Annotated in this window: 17 protein-coding genes; 4 read left to right on the top strand and 13 right to left on the bottom strand. The window is 66.2% G+C overall.

All coding sequences use genetic code 11. The features are described 5' to 3' along the window. Complete coding sequence (locus TPR58_RS03190; RefSeq protein ID WP_346245171.1) at nucleotides 1-474, bottom strand: peroxiredoxin; 474 nt, start codon at nucleotides 472-474, stop codon at nucleotides 1-3. 3 nt (nucleotides 475-477) lie between these two features. After that, nucleotides 478-3,168 (bottom strand): bifunctional [glutamine synthetase] adenylyltransferase/[glutamine synthetase]-adenylyl-L-tyrosine phosphorylase, encoded by a 2,691-nt coding sequence (locus tag TPR58_RS03185; protein ID WP_346245170.1) that lies wholly within the window; start codon nucleotides 3,166-3,168, stop codon nucleotides 478-480. A 26-nt stretch (nucleotides 3,169-3,194) separates the two neighbouring features. On the opposite strand from TPR58_RS03185, the gene TPR58_RS03180 reads away from it, so the two are divergent. Further along, nucleotides 3,195-3,413, top strand: coding sequence for a hypothetical protein (locus tag TPR58_RS03180; RefSeq protein ID WP_346245169.1), 219 nt, complete (start codon nucleotides 3,195-3,197; stop codon nucleotides 3,411-3,413). A 96-nt stretch (nucleotides 3,414-3,509) separates the two neighbouring features. Here TPR58_RS03180 and TPR58_RS03175 read toward each other — a convergent pair whose 3' ends face one another. The 3 genes from TPR58_RS03175 to TPR58_RS03165 form a co-directional block, all read right to left on the bottom strand. Then, entirely contained in the window at nucleotides 3,510-4,154 is a 645-nt protein-coding gene (locus TPR58_RS03175) for a sigma-70 family RNA polymerase sigma factor (RefSeq protein WP_346245168.1), read from the bottom strand. Between the two features lie 100 nt (nucleotides 4,155-4,254). After that, the gene (locus TPR58_RS03170; RefSeq protein ID WP_346245167.1) at nucleotides 4,255-4,392 is read right to left on the bottom strand and encodes a hypothetical protein; all 138 of its coding nucleotides are present in this window, start codon (nucleotides 4,390-4,392) and stop codon (nucleotides 4,255-4,257) included. A 75-nt stretch (nucleotides 4,393-4,467) separates the two neighbouring features. Next, nucleotides 4,468-5,271, bottom strand: a complete 804-nt coding sequence (locus TPR58_RS03165; protein ID WP_346245166.1) for a response regulator — start codon at nucleotides 5,269-5,271, stop codon at nucleotides 4,468-4,470. A gap of 275 nt (nucleotides 5,272-5,546) precedes the next feature. On the opposite strand from TPR58_RS03165, the gene TPR58_RS03160 reads away from it, so the two are divergent. From TPR58_RS03160 to TPR58_RS03150, 3 genes are all read left to right on the top strand, one after another. Then, nucleotides 5,547-5,696: a NepR family anti-sigma factor gene (locus tag TPR58_RS03160; protein WP_346245165.1), complete on the top strand. Its 150-nt coding sequence runs from the start codon at nucleotides 5,547-5,549 to the stop codon at nucleotides 5,694-5,696. 9 nt (nucleotides 5,697-5,705) lie between these two features. Then, nucleotides 5,706-7,301 carry a sensor histidine kinase gene (locus TPR58_RS03155; RefSeq protein ID WP_346245164.1) on the top strand — a complete coding sequence of 532 codons (1,596 nt, stop codon included), beginning with the start codon at nucleotides 5,706-5,708 and terminating at the stop codon, nucleotides 7,299-7,301. Between the two features lie 298 nt (nucleotides 7,302-7,599). Next, nucleotides 7,600-7,734 (top strand): entericidin A/B family lipoprotein, encoded by a 135-nt coding sequence (locus tag TPR58_RS03150; protein WP_346245163.1) that lies wholly within the window; start codon nucleotides 7,600-7,602, stop codon nucleotides 7,732-7,734. Nucleotides 7,735-7,792: 58 nt separating this feature from the next. Here TPR58_RS03150 and tatC read toward each other — a convergent pair whose 3' ends face one another. The 8 genes from tatC to argS form a co-directional block, all read right to left on the bottom strand. Then, on the bottom strand, nucleotides 7,793-8,560 hold the full coding sequence (tatC, locus tag TPR58_RS03145; protein WP_346245162.1) for a twin-arginine translocase subunit TatC: 768 nt from the start codon (nucleotides 8,558-8,560) through the stop codon (nucleotides 7,793-7,795). Then, entirely contained in the window at nucleotides 8,557-9,078 is a 522-nt protein-coding gene (gene tatB, locus TPR58_RS03140) for a Sec-independent protein translocase protein TatB (protein WP_346245161.1), read from the bottom strand. The genes tatC and tatB overlap by 4 nt, the downstream gene beginning before the upstream one ends. A gap of 66 nt (nucleotides 9,079-9,144) precedes the next feature. Continuing rightward, nucleotides 9,145-9,378, bottom strand: a complete 234-nt coding sequence (locus tag TPR58_RS03135) for a twin-arginine translocase TatA/TatE family subunit (RefSeq protein ID WP_346245160.1) — start codon at nucleotides 9,376-9,378, stop codon at nucleotides 9,145-9,147. 93 nt (nucleotides 9,379-9,471) lie between these two features. Further along, nucleotides 9,472-10,080: an SMC-Scp complex subunit ScpB gene (gene scpB, locus TPR58_RS03130; RefSeq protein WP_346245159.1), complete on the bottom strand. Its 609-nt coding sequence runs from the start codon at nucleotides 10,078-10,080 to the stop codon at nucleotides 9,472-9,474. Beyond that, nucleotides 10,077-10,814, bottom strand: coding sequence for a segregation and condensation protein A (locus TPR58_RS03125; protein WP_346245158.1), 738 nt, complete (start codon nucleotides 10,812-10,814; stop codon nucleotides 10,077-10,079). Before TPR58_RS03125 ends, scpB begins: the two co-directional genes overlap by 4 nt. A 22-nt stretch (nucleotides 10,815-10,836) precedes the next feature. After that, nucleotides 10,837-11,844, bottom strand: a complete 1,008-nt coding sequence (gene nagZ / locus TPR58_RS03120) for a beta-N-acetylhexosaminidase (protein ID WP_346245157.1) — start codon at nucleotides 11,842-11,844, stop codon at nucleotides 10,837-10,839. Nucleotides 11,845-11,902: 58 nt separating this feature from the next. Further along, entirely contained in the window at nucleotides 11,903-12,622 is a 720-nt protein-coding gene (locus TPR58_RS03115) for an SPOR domain-containing protein (RefSeq protein WP_346245156.1), read from the bottom strand. 12 nt (nucleotides 12,623-12,634) lie between these two features. Next, on the bottom strand, nucleotides 12,635-14,359 hold the full coding sequence (gene argS, locus TPR58_RS03110) for an arginine--tRNA ligase (RefSeq protein ID WP_346245155.1): 1,725 nt from the start codon (nucleotides 14,357-14,359) through the stop codon (nucleotides 12,635-12,637). Nucleotides 14,360-14,398 lie beyond the last annotated feature (39 nt).

The following is a 14,398-nucleotide window of genomic DNA, read 5'->3' as shown; positions in this document are numbered from 1 at the left end:
TCACGCGGGCGGCAGGGCGCGAGCAGCCTCCAGCACGGCATCGACATGACCTGGGACGCGCACCTTGCGCCATGCGCGGACCAGGATGCCGGCGGCGTCGAACAGGAAGGTCGACCGGTCGATGCCCATGTAACGCTTGCCGTACAGCTGCTTCTCGACCCATACACCGAACGCGGCCAGCGCCTGATCGTCGGCATCGGTGGCCAGCGGAACGCTCAGTTCATATTTGGTGATGAACTTCTGGTGCCGCGCCGGCGGATCCTTCGACACGCCGAGCACCCGCGCACCGAGTGCTGCGAACTCCGGCATCAGTGCCGAGAACTCCTGCGCCTCACGCGTGCACCCGGTGGTGTCGTCCTTGGGATAGAAGTACAGCACGAGCGGACGGCCGACATAGTCGGCGAGCGAGATCGCGCCGCCCTCGCTGTCCTGCAGCGTTACCGCCGGAATCCGGTCGCCTTCCTCGATCGCCATTGCCTATCCCTTTTCATGCGTGCGGATCGCGCTCCAGCACGCTCCGACGTCCTGCCGCACGCGATCGAGTTCCGCAACAACCGCATCCCAGTCCGTCACGCCCACCGCCCGCGCGACCAGCGGCCGCGTTGCCGGAGCCGGCGGCTGGCTGTCCGGCGCGACCAAGCGCAGCGTCACCAGCAGGCGCGAGAGGAAATCATGCGCCTCGCCCATCGATGCGGGTAACAACCCCTCCCCGACCAGCGCGTCGATCGCCCGTCGCAGCCGTGTGTCCAGCCCGCGATGATGGGTGAGCTGAAGCGCGTGCACCGCGAACTCCAGATCGACCAGCCCGCCATCCAGCAGCTTGGCATCGAGCGGCCCCTTGGCCGGCTTGTGCACCGCCATCTCCGCCCGCATGCCCGCCGCATCGGCGATCACGTCGCGTTGCGGCCGGTGCCCGCCCAGAACCTCGGCGATGACGGCGTCGACCGCCGAACGCGCCTGCGCCGACCCGAATACCGGCCGGGCGCGGGTCAGTGCCATATGCTCCCAGGTCCAGGCATCCTCCTGCTGATAGCGCCGGAACGCCTCCAGCGAGACCGACAGCGGCCCCTGCGCACCCGACGGGCGCAACCGCGTATCGACATCGTACAGCGGTCCCGAAGCAGTGGGCACCGACAAGGCCGCGGTCACCCGCTGACTCAACCGGTTGTAATAAGTCACCGCGCCAAGCGGCTTCGCCCCGTCGCTCTCGGCCATATAGTCGCCGGTAAACAGATAGATGAGGTCGAGATCCGAGGCGTGGGTCAGCGCCTCGCCGCCAAGCCGACCGAGTGCCAGGATGACGAGTTCGCTGTCGGGTACCACGCCATGCGCCGTCTGGAATTCATCGATCGCCGCGCCCGCCAGCACCCTGATCGCCGCTTCCGCCACCCGCGCGTAACCGGCGGACACGACCAGCGGATCGCTGGTCCCCGCGATGATCTGGGTGCCCAGTGCAAAGCGCTTTTCATTGACCAGCCGCCGCACATGATCGAGCTGCCACTGATAGTCGCCGCCGCGCTCGCGCGCCTCCATGTCCGCGGCCAGCTCGGGCACCTCTGCCACCGGCTTCAGCGCGGTCGCATCGATCAACCCGTCGAGCAGTTCGGCCCGGCGTCCCAGCTGGTCGGCAAGCGCGGGAGCATGGCACAGGATCGAGCCGAGCAGTCGCGCCAGCGCCGGCTGCGCCTCGAGAAGGCGGAAGAAGTTGATCGCGCTCGGCAACCGCGCCAGCATCGCATCGAACCGGGCGACGGCATGGGCAGGATCGGGTGCCTCTCCGAACGCTGCCACCAGCCCGGGCAGCAACGCCTCCAGCGCCTCTCGGGCAGCGGTCGTCCGCAGTGCCGGATAGTTGCCGCCGCGCCAGCCCTCGATCAACCGCAGCGCATTGGCCGGATCGTGAAATCCCGCTGCGCTCAATTTCGCTTCGAGCGTGTCGGTGTCGCCGGAGAGGCGTTCGCCGCCGTCGTCCGCCAGACCGTCATAGATCCGCCCGACTCGCTCGACCTGCGGTTGCAACAGCGCGATCAGCGCGCCGGCATCGGCCAGCCCATGCAGCGCCGCGACATTGGCCAGCGCCTCCGGGTCTGCGGGAAGGCTGTGAGTCTGGCGGTCGTCCACCATCTGCAGCCGGTGCTCGATCGTCCGCAACAGGCCATAGGCCGCGCCGAGCACCTCCGCCTCGTCACCGGCGATCCAGCCGGCTGCCGACAAGGCGCCAAGCGCGTCGCGGGTCGCGGGCGCGCGCAATTCGGGGTCGCGGCCGCCATGGATCAGCTGGTGGATCTGCGCGAAGAATTCGACCTCCCTAATCCCGCCCCTGCCGCGCTTCAGATCATAGCCAGGGCCGAATTGCTGACCCTGGGCGTGATGGTCGCGGATGCGGCGGGAGATGTCGCGAATCTCGCGGATCGTTCCGAAATCGAGCGCGCGGCGCCAAACGAACGGCCGGATCGCGCGCAGGAATTCATGCCCCAGCGACAGGTCGCCGCTGGCAGCACGGGCACGGATGAATGCCGCCCGTTCCCAGGGAAGCGCCTGCGACTCGTAATAGGAGATCGCTGCTTCGACCGGCAGAACGATGGGCGTTACCTCGGGCGACGGGCGCAGGCGCAGATCCACCCGCAGCACATAACCATCCGCGTCCCGCGTCTGGAGCAATTCGACGACCCGTCGGCCGATCCGCACCGCCGCCTCTCCCGGTTCTTCTCGCGGCCGTATCGGCAGTGTGGCGGGATCGAAAATCAGGATCGGATCGATGTCGGACGAGTAATTGAGTTCCCGGCTGCCCTGCTTGCCCAGCGCGATCGCGGCGAAACCGCGCGGCTCCGCGTCCGGCGTGCGCTCCAGGATCGCCGTCCGGATAGCCCGATCGACCGCGTGATCGGCGAAATCGGTGAGCAGCCGCGTCACCCGGGTCAGATCGTAACGACCCGAAAGATCACCCAGAGCGACCAGCAGTGCCAGACGCCGGCGCTCCAGGCGCAATGCCTTGGCGGTCGGCATGGATGCATCGACGCGCGCCGCAGTCACGGGATCGAGCAGCGCAGCCTCGAGCCCGGCGACCAGCTCGGGTTCGCGGTCCAGAAGATGCGCCAGAAAGGGCGTATGGTCACGCGCCCGCCGGATCGCATCATCCAGCGTCGTCGCCTCTGCCCGATCGGTCATGACCACCGTATTACTCCGATTTAACATTGCCCGAGAAACAAAAGCGAACATCGCCCGTTTTTAGCTTCATGACACGGCACCCATCCAAGCGCGAAGAATCGCTTCCCGTCTTTCGGGTCGAGGCACCGCGCGAGGGCGATGCCATCGGCAAGGCTCTGCGCGGCGCCTATGACCGCGACGCCGCCCTGCCCGACGAAATGACAAGGCTGCTGATGCGGCTGAACGGGGCCACCTCGGTGCAGTAGAGACACTTGTCGCCTTTCCAAGCGTTCGACCCCTCCAAAACAAAAATGCCCCGGCAATCGCCGGGGCATTTTTTCAATCCTATCTGGCAATGCGTATCAGCGCTCTCGACTGAGATCGTCAACCTCGCCCATGATCGTGTCGAGCACGCTCTTGCCCTGCGGATTGGACGGATGCGCGGCGCGCGAGGGCAGCTGGCCTTCGCTGAGCAACTGTTCGAGCGCAACCCGGCCGCGTGCGACGCGGCTCTTGATCGTGCCGACCGCGACGCCGCAGATCTCGGCGGCCTCTTCATAGGCGAAACCGCCCGCGCCGACCAGGATCAGCGCCTCGCGCTGCGGCTGCGGCAGATGCAGCAAGGCGCGCTGCATGTCCGACAGCTCGACATGACGGTCCTGGCTGGCGGGGGCCGCCAGGATCTTGTCGGCGACCAGATCGTCCCACTCGCCCTTGAACCGCGCTCGACGCATCTGCGACAGATACAGGTTGCGAAGGATGATGAAGGTCCATGCACGCATGTTGGTGCCGGCCTGGAACCGCTTGCGCGCCGCCCATGCCTTGAGCAGCGTTTCCTGCACGAGATCGTCGGCGGTATCGCGATTGCCCGATAGGGAGCGCCCGAAAGCGCGCAGATGGGGGATGACGACCGCCAGCTGCTTCTTGAACTCGGGATCCGAGAGCGAGACATGCTCGACCGGAAGCGTGTTCTCGCCCGAATCGTCCGGGCTGTCAGTATCGCTCATTCGTTCCCGTTCAGTTGCGCGTACCGGCGTGCGGTCATCGGTAAAGATAGGGCGCGGTGCCGCGCTTGCCAATTGCATCGATCAATCCCCCTGCCCTGGCTCAGACGTAAAGGATGATGATGTAGGCAATAATGACGAGCGCCAGACCGAAACCCAGCACGTAACGCGTCACGTGCGGGGTCGCACCGGCCCGAGCTTCGTCGGTCTCGACATGGATCGGTTTTTCGTTCTCAGCCATGCAGGGTAAACCCGCGAAAACCGTTTTGGGTCCGTACCATATGGAACCGAAAACGATTTTTCGCGGGTTTCACGCTCAGCCGGCGGCGGGAACCGTCGCCTGGTCGAAGAACAATGCCTGGGCGATGGTGGTCTTCACCGTCTCGCGCTGGAAAGGCTTGGTGATCAGGAACGTCGGCTCGGGACGCTCGCCCGTCAGCAGACGTTCCGGGAATGCGGTGATGAAGATTACCGGCACCGAGAATTCGGCGAGGATATCCTTGACCGCGTCGATCCCGGAGCTGTCGTCCGCCAGCTGGATGTCCGCCAGCACCAGGCCGGGGCGTTCCTCCATCGCCAGTGCGACCGCTTCGTCACGGGTCACGGCGACGCCCGTCACCTCATGACCCATGTCGCGTACGATGGTTTCCAGATCCATCGCGATGAGGGGCTCGTCCTCGATCACCAGCACGCGGGTCCGCGTCTGCGACTCGATTTCGGCGATCGCGTCGGCCACCAGTCCGTTGACGTCGCCGGCATCGGTGCCGATGAGATAGCCGGCATCCTCGATGCTGAACCCTTCCATTGCGGTCAGGAGCAATGCCTGACGCGACAGCGGGGCAAGACGGGCCAGGCGCTTGCGCGCGATCGCCTCCGGCTCGGTCGAGCTCTCGCTTCCCGAATCGGTATCCTCAACATGAGCGGTCTGCCAGATCGCCTGGAAGGTCCGATACAGGCCGAGCCGCGGCTCGATATCGCGGGGGAATTGATCTGGGGCGGCGACGATCGCCTCGAGAGCTGCCCGCACGTAACGATCGCCCTCGACCTGGCTGCCCGTGAGTGCGCGCGCATAGCGGCGAAGGAATGGAAGGTGCGGCGCGAGTTGCTGACCAAGCGACATAATCGATCGTTTCTCCCTCGGAACGTTCCGGTATTTCGCGCCGGCGTTCCGCTTTTGCAATGGTTCCTGCGCGCCGAAAGATCCTGCCCCCCGGAAATCGCATCGCCTGTGGAACAAACGAACCGCTCTTTGGTTTCATGGCTCATACCGCATTGCGCGGCGTCCAATTCGCAGGCCTCTTGCTTCCTGCGGCGTTATTTATATTTTCCGCCCGCCTGAGTGCGGTGGTCGAACTTTTTTGTCCCGGGGGAATGGTGCGTTCCGCGAATGATCCAATGACGAAGACGCCAGACGGAAAAAAGGGCGGAACGGACGGCAATCGGACCGGCAGGGTAGTCGGCGATGCGCTGCGTGAGGCCTATGACGAAGCGATCGGCGAGGCGATCCCGGCCGAGATGCTGGAACTGCTCAAGAAGCTCGATTAGCATCGTTCGATGACAGGCGCAGATCAGAAGCCGCTTGGCACCGCGCCGGCGGACGCGCCTCCGCACCCTCATCTTCTCTCGACGATGCCGACCGGGGCCAAGGTCTTCCTGATCCTGGTCGCGTCGCTCCTGCCGCTCGCGGTCATCGCGATGCTCACGAATCTTCGAACGACGCGGTTCGCCGATGCCGAAGCCCAGGCGCGGCTCAGCGCAGCCGCCCAGGAAAGTTCGGGCGCGCTCGCGACCACCCTTGCCAACCATGTCGCCGAATTGCGCGAGGGTCTCGGCGCGCTCGAGCGCAATCCCAACGACGCGCCCAGCTGCACGCGCGTCGCGGGCGCGCTTGCCGCCTATTCCGAGACCGGCACCCGCTTCTCGATCGCCGACGCGACCGGAACCGTGCTGTGCGGGCGCCGGCTGAACCTCAGTTCCTTTGCCCAGCCTCGCGCAGGCGAAGTGCGCGCCACGGTTACCGGCGACGGTCTCGCGCTGCGTGTCGGGGGCGCATCGGGGAGCAGCGCGACGGTGTTCTATCCGGCCGTTGCACTCGCGCAGCTGGCCCGGCCGAGCGGCTTCGTACCCGATTACGGCTCGGCACTGGTCCTTGAAGACGGGGAGCGGCTGACGCTGCGCGCCCTGGCGAAGGACAGCCGGGTGGTGCGGCACGAGACCGCGCGTACCGAGCTCGGTATCGAGGGCCTGTCCCTCCAGATGACCATGCCGGGCGCGCCGATCACCGGCCCGCTACTCATCGCTACCGCGCTCCTGATCATGATGTGGCTGGCGGCGGCTGCCATTGGCTGGTTCGTGGTCGACCGGCTGCTGATCCGTCCGCTGCGCCGGCTGCGCCGGATCGTTCGCGACTATCAGCCGGGCGAGGTCATCGATCCCACCATCTATGGCCATTTGCCGGCAGCGGAGATCCGCGAACTCGGCGACACGTTCCGCGACATCAGCCGGACGGTACAGGCGCACGAGGCGGAACTGGCGGAGGGCCTGGTCCGCCAGACCCGCCTGACCCGCGAAGTCCATCACCGCGTCAAGAACAACCTGCAGGTGATCGCCAGCCTGATCAACTTCCACGCGCGCGGCGCCAAGAGCGTCGAGGCGACCGAGGCCTATGCCTCGATCCAGCGACGGGTGGACGCGCTCGCGGTGGTGCATCGCCACCATTATGCCGAGATGGAAGAAACCCGCGGGCTCGAACTCAGATCGGTGATCGGTGAGCTCGCCTCCAATATCCGCGCGACCGCGCCGGACCGGACCGCGACGCTGGGGATTACCCTGGAGGTCGAGCCGTTCCTGGTGACCCAGGATACGGCGGTGGCCGTGTCCTTCCTGCTGACCGAGATCATCGAGCTGGCGATGAGCTGCAACCCCGCTGCCCAGATCCGGATTTCGATGAAGGGCCTCCCCGAAAGCAATCGCGCCACGCTGCGCGTCGTCTCGCCCGCGCTGATCGACAGCCCGCAGCTCGCCGTCCTGCTCGATAACCGCTACTCGCGCGTCATGACCGGCCTCGCCCGCCAGCTGCGGACGCAGCTGCACCACGACCCGCTATCCGGCGCATATGATACGAGCATCGCGGTCACCGGGAAGCCCTGAGCCTGCCACACCGAACAGGTCGATATTTTTGAAGATTCTTTGGCGACGCGCGGAACCCAGATCGGCCTTGCCCGTTTTTATCTTCGGATAGCGACCTTTTGCCCCCCCCGCTCTCGCTATCCAAGACATGGGCCCGGAAGCGTCAACCCTCCCCCCCCCGGTGGCGCTTCCGGGCCTACACTTTTTTTCGGGCTCCCCATCTTCATCAGCGTCCGGCAAAGCGATCGGCTGCGGAACGATTTCACGCGCGATGCTTTTTTCCGGAGACCGTTTCGGAACGGCTCAATGGAGACTGGAAATGCGCAAGATTCTCACCCTCGCCGCGCTTGGCTGTGCGTTCGCGATTTCTGCCTGCAACACGATCGAAGGCGTCGGCCGGGACGTTTCGTCGGCAGGCGATACGGTTGCCAATACTGCGGATGACGCCAAGTAAGGCTGCCGTCCCGGTTGCGGTACGAAAGACCCCTCCCGTCGCGGAGGGGTTTTTCATATCAGGATGCGGCGGATTCCTTCTCGGCCTGCTTCGCCTCGCGCCGCCGCGTAAACCAGATCGCGAGAAGCGCCAGGAAATAGAGCGCGCACAGCGGCACCGCGAGCAGCAGCTGCGATCCCACATCGGGCGGCGTGAGCACTGCGGACAGCGCGAAGGCGCCGACGACCGCATAGCGCCACGCCCCCTTCAACTGCTCGAACGTCACGATCCCGGCCCGCTCGAGCAGCATCAGCAGCACCGGCAGCAGGAAGGACAGCCCGAAGCCGAAGATGAACTGCATCACGAACTTCAAATAGCTGTTCACATCGGGCAGCGCCTGCTGCGTCACCCCGCCCAGGTCGCCCTGGAAGGCGAGCAGGAACTTCAGCGCCACCGGAATGGCGATGAAATAGGCCATCGATGCACCGCCGATGAACAAGACCGGGGTCGCCAGCAGGAACGGGAACAGCGCCCGCTTTTCCTTGCGATAGAGGCCCGGCGCGACGAACTGCCACAGCTGGTTCGCGATCACCGGAAAGGCGATCATCAGCGCGGCGAAGAACGCCACCTTGATTTCCACCAGGAAGCCGCCGAACACTTCGGTATTGATGATCGTCAGCTGCCCGGCAGCCTTCAACGGCGCCACGAGCACGCTGAGGATCACGCGCGCGAAATAGAGACAGCCGGCAAAGGCGATCACGATCGCCGCGACCGACCAGAGAAGCCGGCGGCGCAGTTCGATCAGATGGTCGAGCAGCGGCGCCTGGGTATCGTCCAGTTCCTTCACGACTGCGCCTTCGCCTTGGGGGCGTCCGGTTCCGGTTCGGCGGCGGGTTGCGCCGGCTCCAGGATACTGGGCGGGATGCTGTCTTCCAGCGACACGCCCTTGTCGAGTGCGATCGGCGCGGGCGCCGGCTCCGATACGGGAGCCGCAGCGGAGGACTCGGCCTCCACCGGCGTCGCCAGCGCGTCCTTGATCTCCGGCTGCTCGACCAGCACCGGCTCGCCCGGCTGCTCGTTCAGCGCCTGCTGCTCGGGAGAGAGATAGGGCTGAGGCAGAGCCTGTTCGGGCGGATGCTCGCGCATGATCCGTTCATTCTCCGCTGCCCATTGCTTCTGCAGCTCTTCCAGCTCCGATTCGCGGATCATCGTGTCGATGCCGCTGCGGAACTGACGCGCGACGCCGCGCGCGCGGCCGATCCATTTTCCGGCCACGCGCATCGCCTTGGGCAGATCCTTGGGGCCAATCACTACGAGCGCCACGACGGCCACCAACAGCAATTCGGTAGGCGCGACGTCCAACATCGAGGGCTGCTATCCGATCAACTGAAAAAAGCGCCGCGACGGTCAAGCACCGCGCGGCGGAAACGCTTACTGCTTCTCGGCAGTCCGCACGGATTCCTGCTCGACACCGGGCGCCGGAGCCGCCTTGCCTTCGATCTGCGTCGGCGCGACCGGCTTGTCGTCGTCCTCCGCCATGCCCTTCTTGAACTGCTTGATGCCCTTGGCAACGTCGCCCATCATGTTGGAGAACCGCGATCCGCCGAACAGCAGGATCACGAGCACGCCAACGATCAACCAGTGCATGAGGCTCATACTGCCCATGGGAATTCTCCTCGATTCAGTGCCTATTTAGGCCGCTGCCCCCGATCCAGCAATGGCGGTATCAATGCGCACCGCCCCCGGAACGGGCGGGGCCTATTCGTCCTCTGTTACAATTTCGCTTTCGACCCCGCTTTGGTCGCCCTCCGCGAGGTCCAGCGACTCGAATGCCAGGTCGACCGGATCCAGCAGCCCGGCTGCGCGCAGGTCATCGATTCCCGGCAGGTCGCGGCGACTGGTCAGGCCGAAATGGGTGAGGAAGCCGGAGGTGGTGGCATAGGTCAGCGGTCGCCCCGGCACCTCGCGGCGGCCTGCGGGACGCACCCATCCCGACTCCATCAGCACGTCGATCGTTCCCTTCGAGATCTGGACGCCGCGGATCGATTCGATCTCGGCCCGCGTCACCGGCTCGTGATAGGCGATGATCGCCAGAGTCTCGATCCCGGCCCGGCTCAGCTTGCGATTTTCCTCGCGGTTTCGGCGCAGCAGATGCGCCAGGTCGGCCGCGGTCTGGAAATGCCAGCGATCCCCGCGACGGACCAGCTCGATCCCGCGCCCGGCATAAAGCCGCTCGACCTCGCTGACGCCGCGGCGGACATCGGCATCGGCACCGACATGGGCACGGATCTCGTCCAGCGTCATCGGATGTTCGGACGCGAACAGCACCGCCTCGACCGCGCGGATAAGGTCGTCGGGCGGCGTCACGCGTCGCAGCCCTTCAGATAGAGCGGCGCAAAGGGCGATTTCTGGCGAAGCTCCAGCTTCCCCTGGCGCGCGAGTTCCAGCGCCGCGACGAACGACGATGCCAGCGCCGACTTGCGATAGGTGCCGCTGGCCCCCTCGGGCAGGAAGGTCTCGATCGTGCTCCAGTCGATCCGGCTGCCCACCAGCCGCCCCACCCGCTCGATCGCCTCGTCCAGCGTCATCACGTCGCGCTGCGCGACGATATGCATCACCGGGCGGGTACGCGCGCTGATCCGGCCATAGGCGGCGATCAGGTCGAAGATCTCGACCTCCCAGCGCGCCTTGCGCAGCACCCTCAGCCCCTCCGGTGCGCCGCGCAGGAATACGTCCCGGCCGGTCCGGTCGCGCGCCACCAGCCTCGCGCCCGCCTCGCGCATCGCGTTCAGCCGCTCCAGCCGCAGCTGCAGGCGCAGCGCCAGCTCTTCGGGGCTTGGCGTCTCCTCGGGATTGCGCGGCAGCAACAGCGCCGATTTGAGATAGGCCAGCCAGGCCGCCATCACGAGATAGTCGGCGGCAAGCTCCAGCTTCAGCTCACGGGCTTCGTTGACGAAGCTCAGATATTGCTCGACCAGATCCAGGATCGAGATCTGCCGCAGATCGACCTTCTGGTTGCGCGCCAGCGTCAGCAACAGGTCGAGCGGCCCTTCCCAGCCGTCGATATCGATCTTGAGCGTGTCCGACGCTTCCCCTGTCATGCGCTCCTGTTAAGCAGGTCCGTCAGGCAAGCGCCAGCAGGGCATCTCGCTTGGCGATCAGTTCCGCGAACGCCGCCGGCTCGCGCGGGCCTGCGATGGTGGCCATGGCCCCCTCCAGCCGCGCCAGGCACGCGGCGCTCGCATCGGGCAACAGCCCGGCGATCTCGATCATCTCGTCCATCCGCGCCCAGCAATCGAGCACCACGTCGCACCCGGCGGCCAGCGCCTGCCCGGCCTTCTCGCCCGGCGTTCCCGACAGCGCCTTCATGTCGATATCGTCGGTCATCAGCAGCCCGTCGAACCCGATACGCCCCCGGATGATCTCGGCGATGACCTTGGGAGACAGGGTGGCGGGGCGCTCCGCGTCCCAGGCGTTGAACACGACATGGCAAGTCATGCCCATCGGCGCATCGCTGAGCCGTGCGAACGGCTCGATATCGCTTTCCAGCGCGTTCGCATCCGCCCTGACCCGGGGCAGTTCCAAATGGCTGTCGACCAGCGCGCGGCCATGACCCGGCATATGCTTGACGACTCCGACCACGCCGCCGCGGCGCAGACCCTCGACCGTTGCTTGGCCGAGCGCGGCGACGCGCATCGGCTCGCCGCCAAAGGCGCGGTCGCCGATCGCCTTGGTCACTTCCGGCTGGACGACGTCGAGCAGCGGCGCGCAGTCGACATTGACGCCGACCTCCGCCAGCATCAGGCCCAGCGCGTGATAATTGGCGCGTGCCGCCTCGATCGCGGAGATCGGCGCCACGTCGTAGAGCCGGCCGAACACCTCACCGGCGGGAAAATCGGGCCATTCGGGCGGCACCATCCGGCTGACCCGGCCGCCCTCCTGGTCGATCAGGATCGGCACGTCGGCGCGACCGGACAGGTCGCGAAGGCTGTCGGTCAGCGCCTTCATCTGCGCGCGATCGCCGCAGTTCCGCTTGAACAGGATATAGCCGAGCGGGTCGGCATCACGGAAGAAATCGCGTTCGTCGGCCGTGAGGTCTAGGCCGGAAACGCCGAAAATGACGGGCTTCATGCCCCGGCTCTATCAAATCCTCGGCGACAGGGGGAGGATTTCCGTCGCCGCTTCCGGCTCAATTCACCACATAACAGCTGGTCTGCGCTGCCTGCAGCTTGGCGCAGATCTCGCGAGCCTGGGTCGTGCTGCCGCTGTTGACGCGCAACCGGTAGATCGGCTTGCCGTCCTTTTCCGCGCGCTCCACCGACTTGCCCAGCCTGGCGAGTGCCGGGAACTTGTCCGCCAGGGCCCGCCACGCCGTCTCGGCGCGCTGGGCGTCCGGAAAGGCGCCGAGCTGCACCACCGAACTCCCGCTGGCCGGCGCCGCCGGCGCGGCGCGAACGCCGGGCGCCCGTGCCGTGAGTGCCGCCGCGCCCGCGGGCACCGCCACGCTCGCCTTGCGCGCCTCCGGGGCTGCGCGGCTTTTCGGCGCCTGTGCCTTTTGCACGTCGATCGGCGCCTCGGGCGCGCGGGCGGGATCGATACTGGCGTTGACGATCGCACCTTCGCCCGTGGCAAAGGCGGTGCCGCCCTCCCCGTCGACCTTCATCCCCCCGACGTCGTCGGGTTTGACCTTATAGTCGCCGGGGGGTGCCTCGATCAGCTGGCCGTCGCCCTGCTGCCCGCCCTGGTTCTGGAGCCACCAGACGACCGCGATCACCGAACCGATCACGGCGATGCCGAGCAGCGCCAGCAGCACGACCCGCCCGATGCCGGGCTTTTCGCGATACTCTTCCTCGACCGTGTCCAGCCAGGGAAGATAGCCGTCATCGCGGGGGCCGAGTTCCGAGCGCATCGCGCGTCTCCCTTACATTTCCTCGACGGCGTCGACGCCCATGACGCCCAGCCCGTTCTGAACGATCTGCCCGATCGCGCGCGCCAGATAAAGCCGTGCGCAGGTCAGCTGCGGCTGGTCCGCCAGGACGAAGCGCCGCTCGGGATGATCGTTGCCGAGATTGTAGAGCGAGTGGAACTCGGCCGCGAGGTCATAGAGGTAGAAGGCGATGCGATGCGGTTCGCGCGCGCCTGCCGCCCCCTCGACCACGCGCGGGAACTGCGCCGCCAGCTTGGCGACCTGGAGCTCGCGCGTATCGAGCAGCGACAGGTCGGCATCGGCGCATACGATCCCCGCCTCCGCCGCCTTGCGATGCATCGAATGGACCCGGGCATTTGCATATTGGACGTAGAAGACCGGATTTTCCTTCGACGTCTCCTGCACCTTGGCGAAGTCGAAATCCATCTGCGCGTCGGCCTTGCGCGTCAGCATGGTAAAGCGAACCGCGTCCCTGCCCACCTCGCGAACGACATCGGCCAGCGTGACGAAATTGCCCGCCCGCTTCGACATCTTCACTGGCTCGCCGTCGCGCAACAGACGGACCATCTGGACCAGCTTAACGTCGAACCGGGTCTTGCCGTCCGTCAGGGCCTGAACCGCCGCGACGATCCGCTTCACCGTGCCGGCATGATCGGCGCCCCAGATGTCGATCAACTGATCGGCGGACTGGGCCTTCTGGAAATGATAGGCGAGATCGGCACCGAAATAGGTCCAGCTGCCGTTCGACTTCTTGATCGGGCGATCCTGGTCGTCGCCGAACCGAGTCGCGCGGAACAGCGGCAGCTGAACCGGCTCCCAATCCTCGGGCGTCTCGCCCTTCGGCGCTTCCAGCACGCCGTCATAGACCAGGTCCCGCTCGCGCAGCCACGCTTCGGCTGCCTCGGGCTTGCGCGCCGCCTGCAGCTCGGCCTCGGACGAGAACAGGTTATGGTGGATGCCGAGCAGCGCGAGATCCGCCTTGATCAGCTCCATCATCGCCGCGACCGCTTCCTCGCGGAACAGCACGAGCCACGCGCTCTCGCTCTGGCCGACATATTTGTCGCCATAGCGTGCCGCAAGCGCCTCGCCGACGGGCTTCAGATAATCGCCCGGATACAGGCCCTCGGGGATGTCGCCGATCGCCTCGCCCAACGCCTCGCGGTAGCGCAGGTGCGCCGAGCGCGCGAGCACGTCGACCTGGCCGCCGGCGTCGTTGACATAATATTCGCGAACCACCTTGTGGCCGATGAACTCGAGCAGGCTGGCCAGTGCGTCGCCGACCACCGCGCCGCGGCAATGGCCCATATGCATCGGACCGGTCGGATTGGCCGAGACATATTCGACATTGACGGTCACGCCCTTGCCGGCGTCCGAACGGCCATAGCGATCGCCCATCGCCAGGATCGCCTCGATCTCGCCGCGCCAGGCATCCTCGGCCAGCGTCAGGTTGATGAAGCCCGGCCCGGCAACCGAGACGGCGGTCACCTCGTCGATCTTGTTCAATTCGGCGACGATCTTCTCGGCCAGCGCACGCGGATTGGTGCCCGCGGGCTTGGCGAGCACCATTGCGGCGTTGGTCGCCAGGTCGCCATGGCTGGTATCCCGCGGCGGCTCCACGGTGACGCTGCGTCGCTCCAGTCCCGCCGGCAGGTCGCCCGATGCGACCAGCGCATCGAGGGCAGCGTCGAGATGGGCAGCGAAACGGGTATAAAGCGTCATTGCGGATCCAGTGGTCGGAAGGAAGTCGCGCCCTTAGCC

The sequence above is a fragment of the Sphingomonas rustica genome, assembly GCF_039652585.1.
GTDB lineage: Bacteria > Pseudomonadota > Alphaproteobacteria > Sphingomonadales > Sphingomonadaceae > Sphingomonas > Sphingomonas rustica.
Note: the sequence above shows the minus strand (reverse complement) of the source record. Positions and strands in the feature narration are given on the sequence as shown.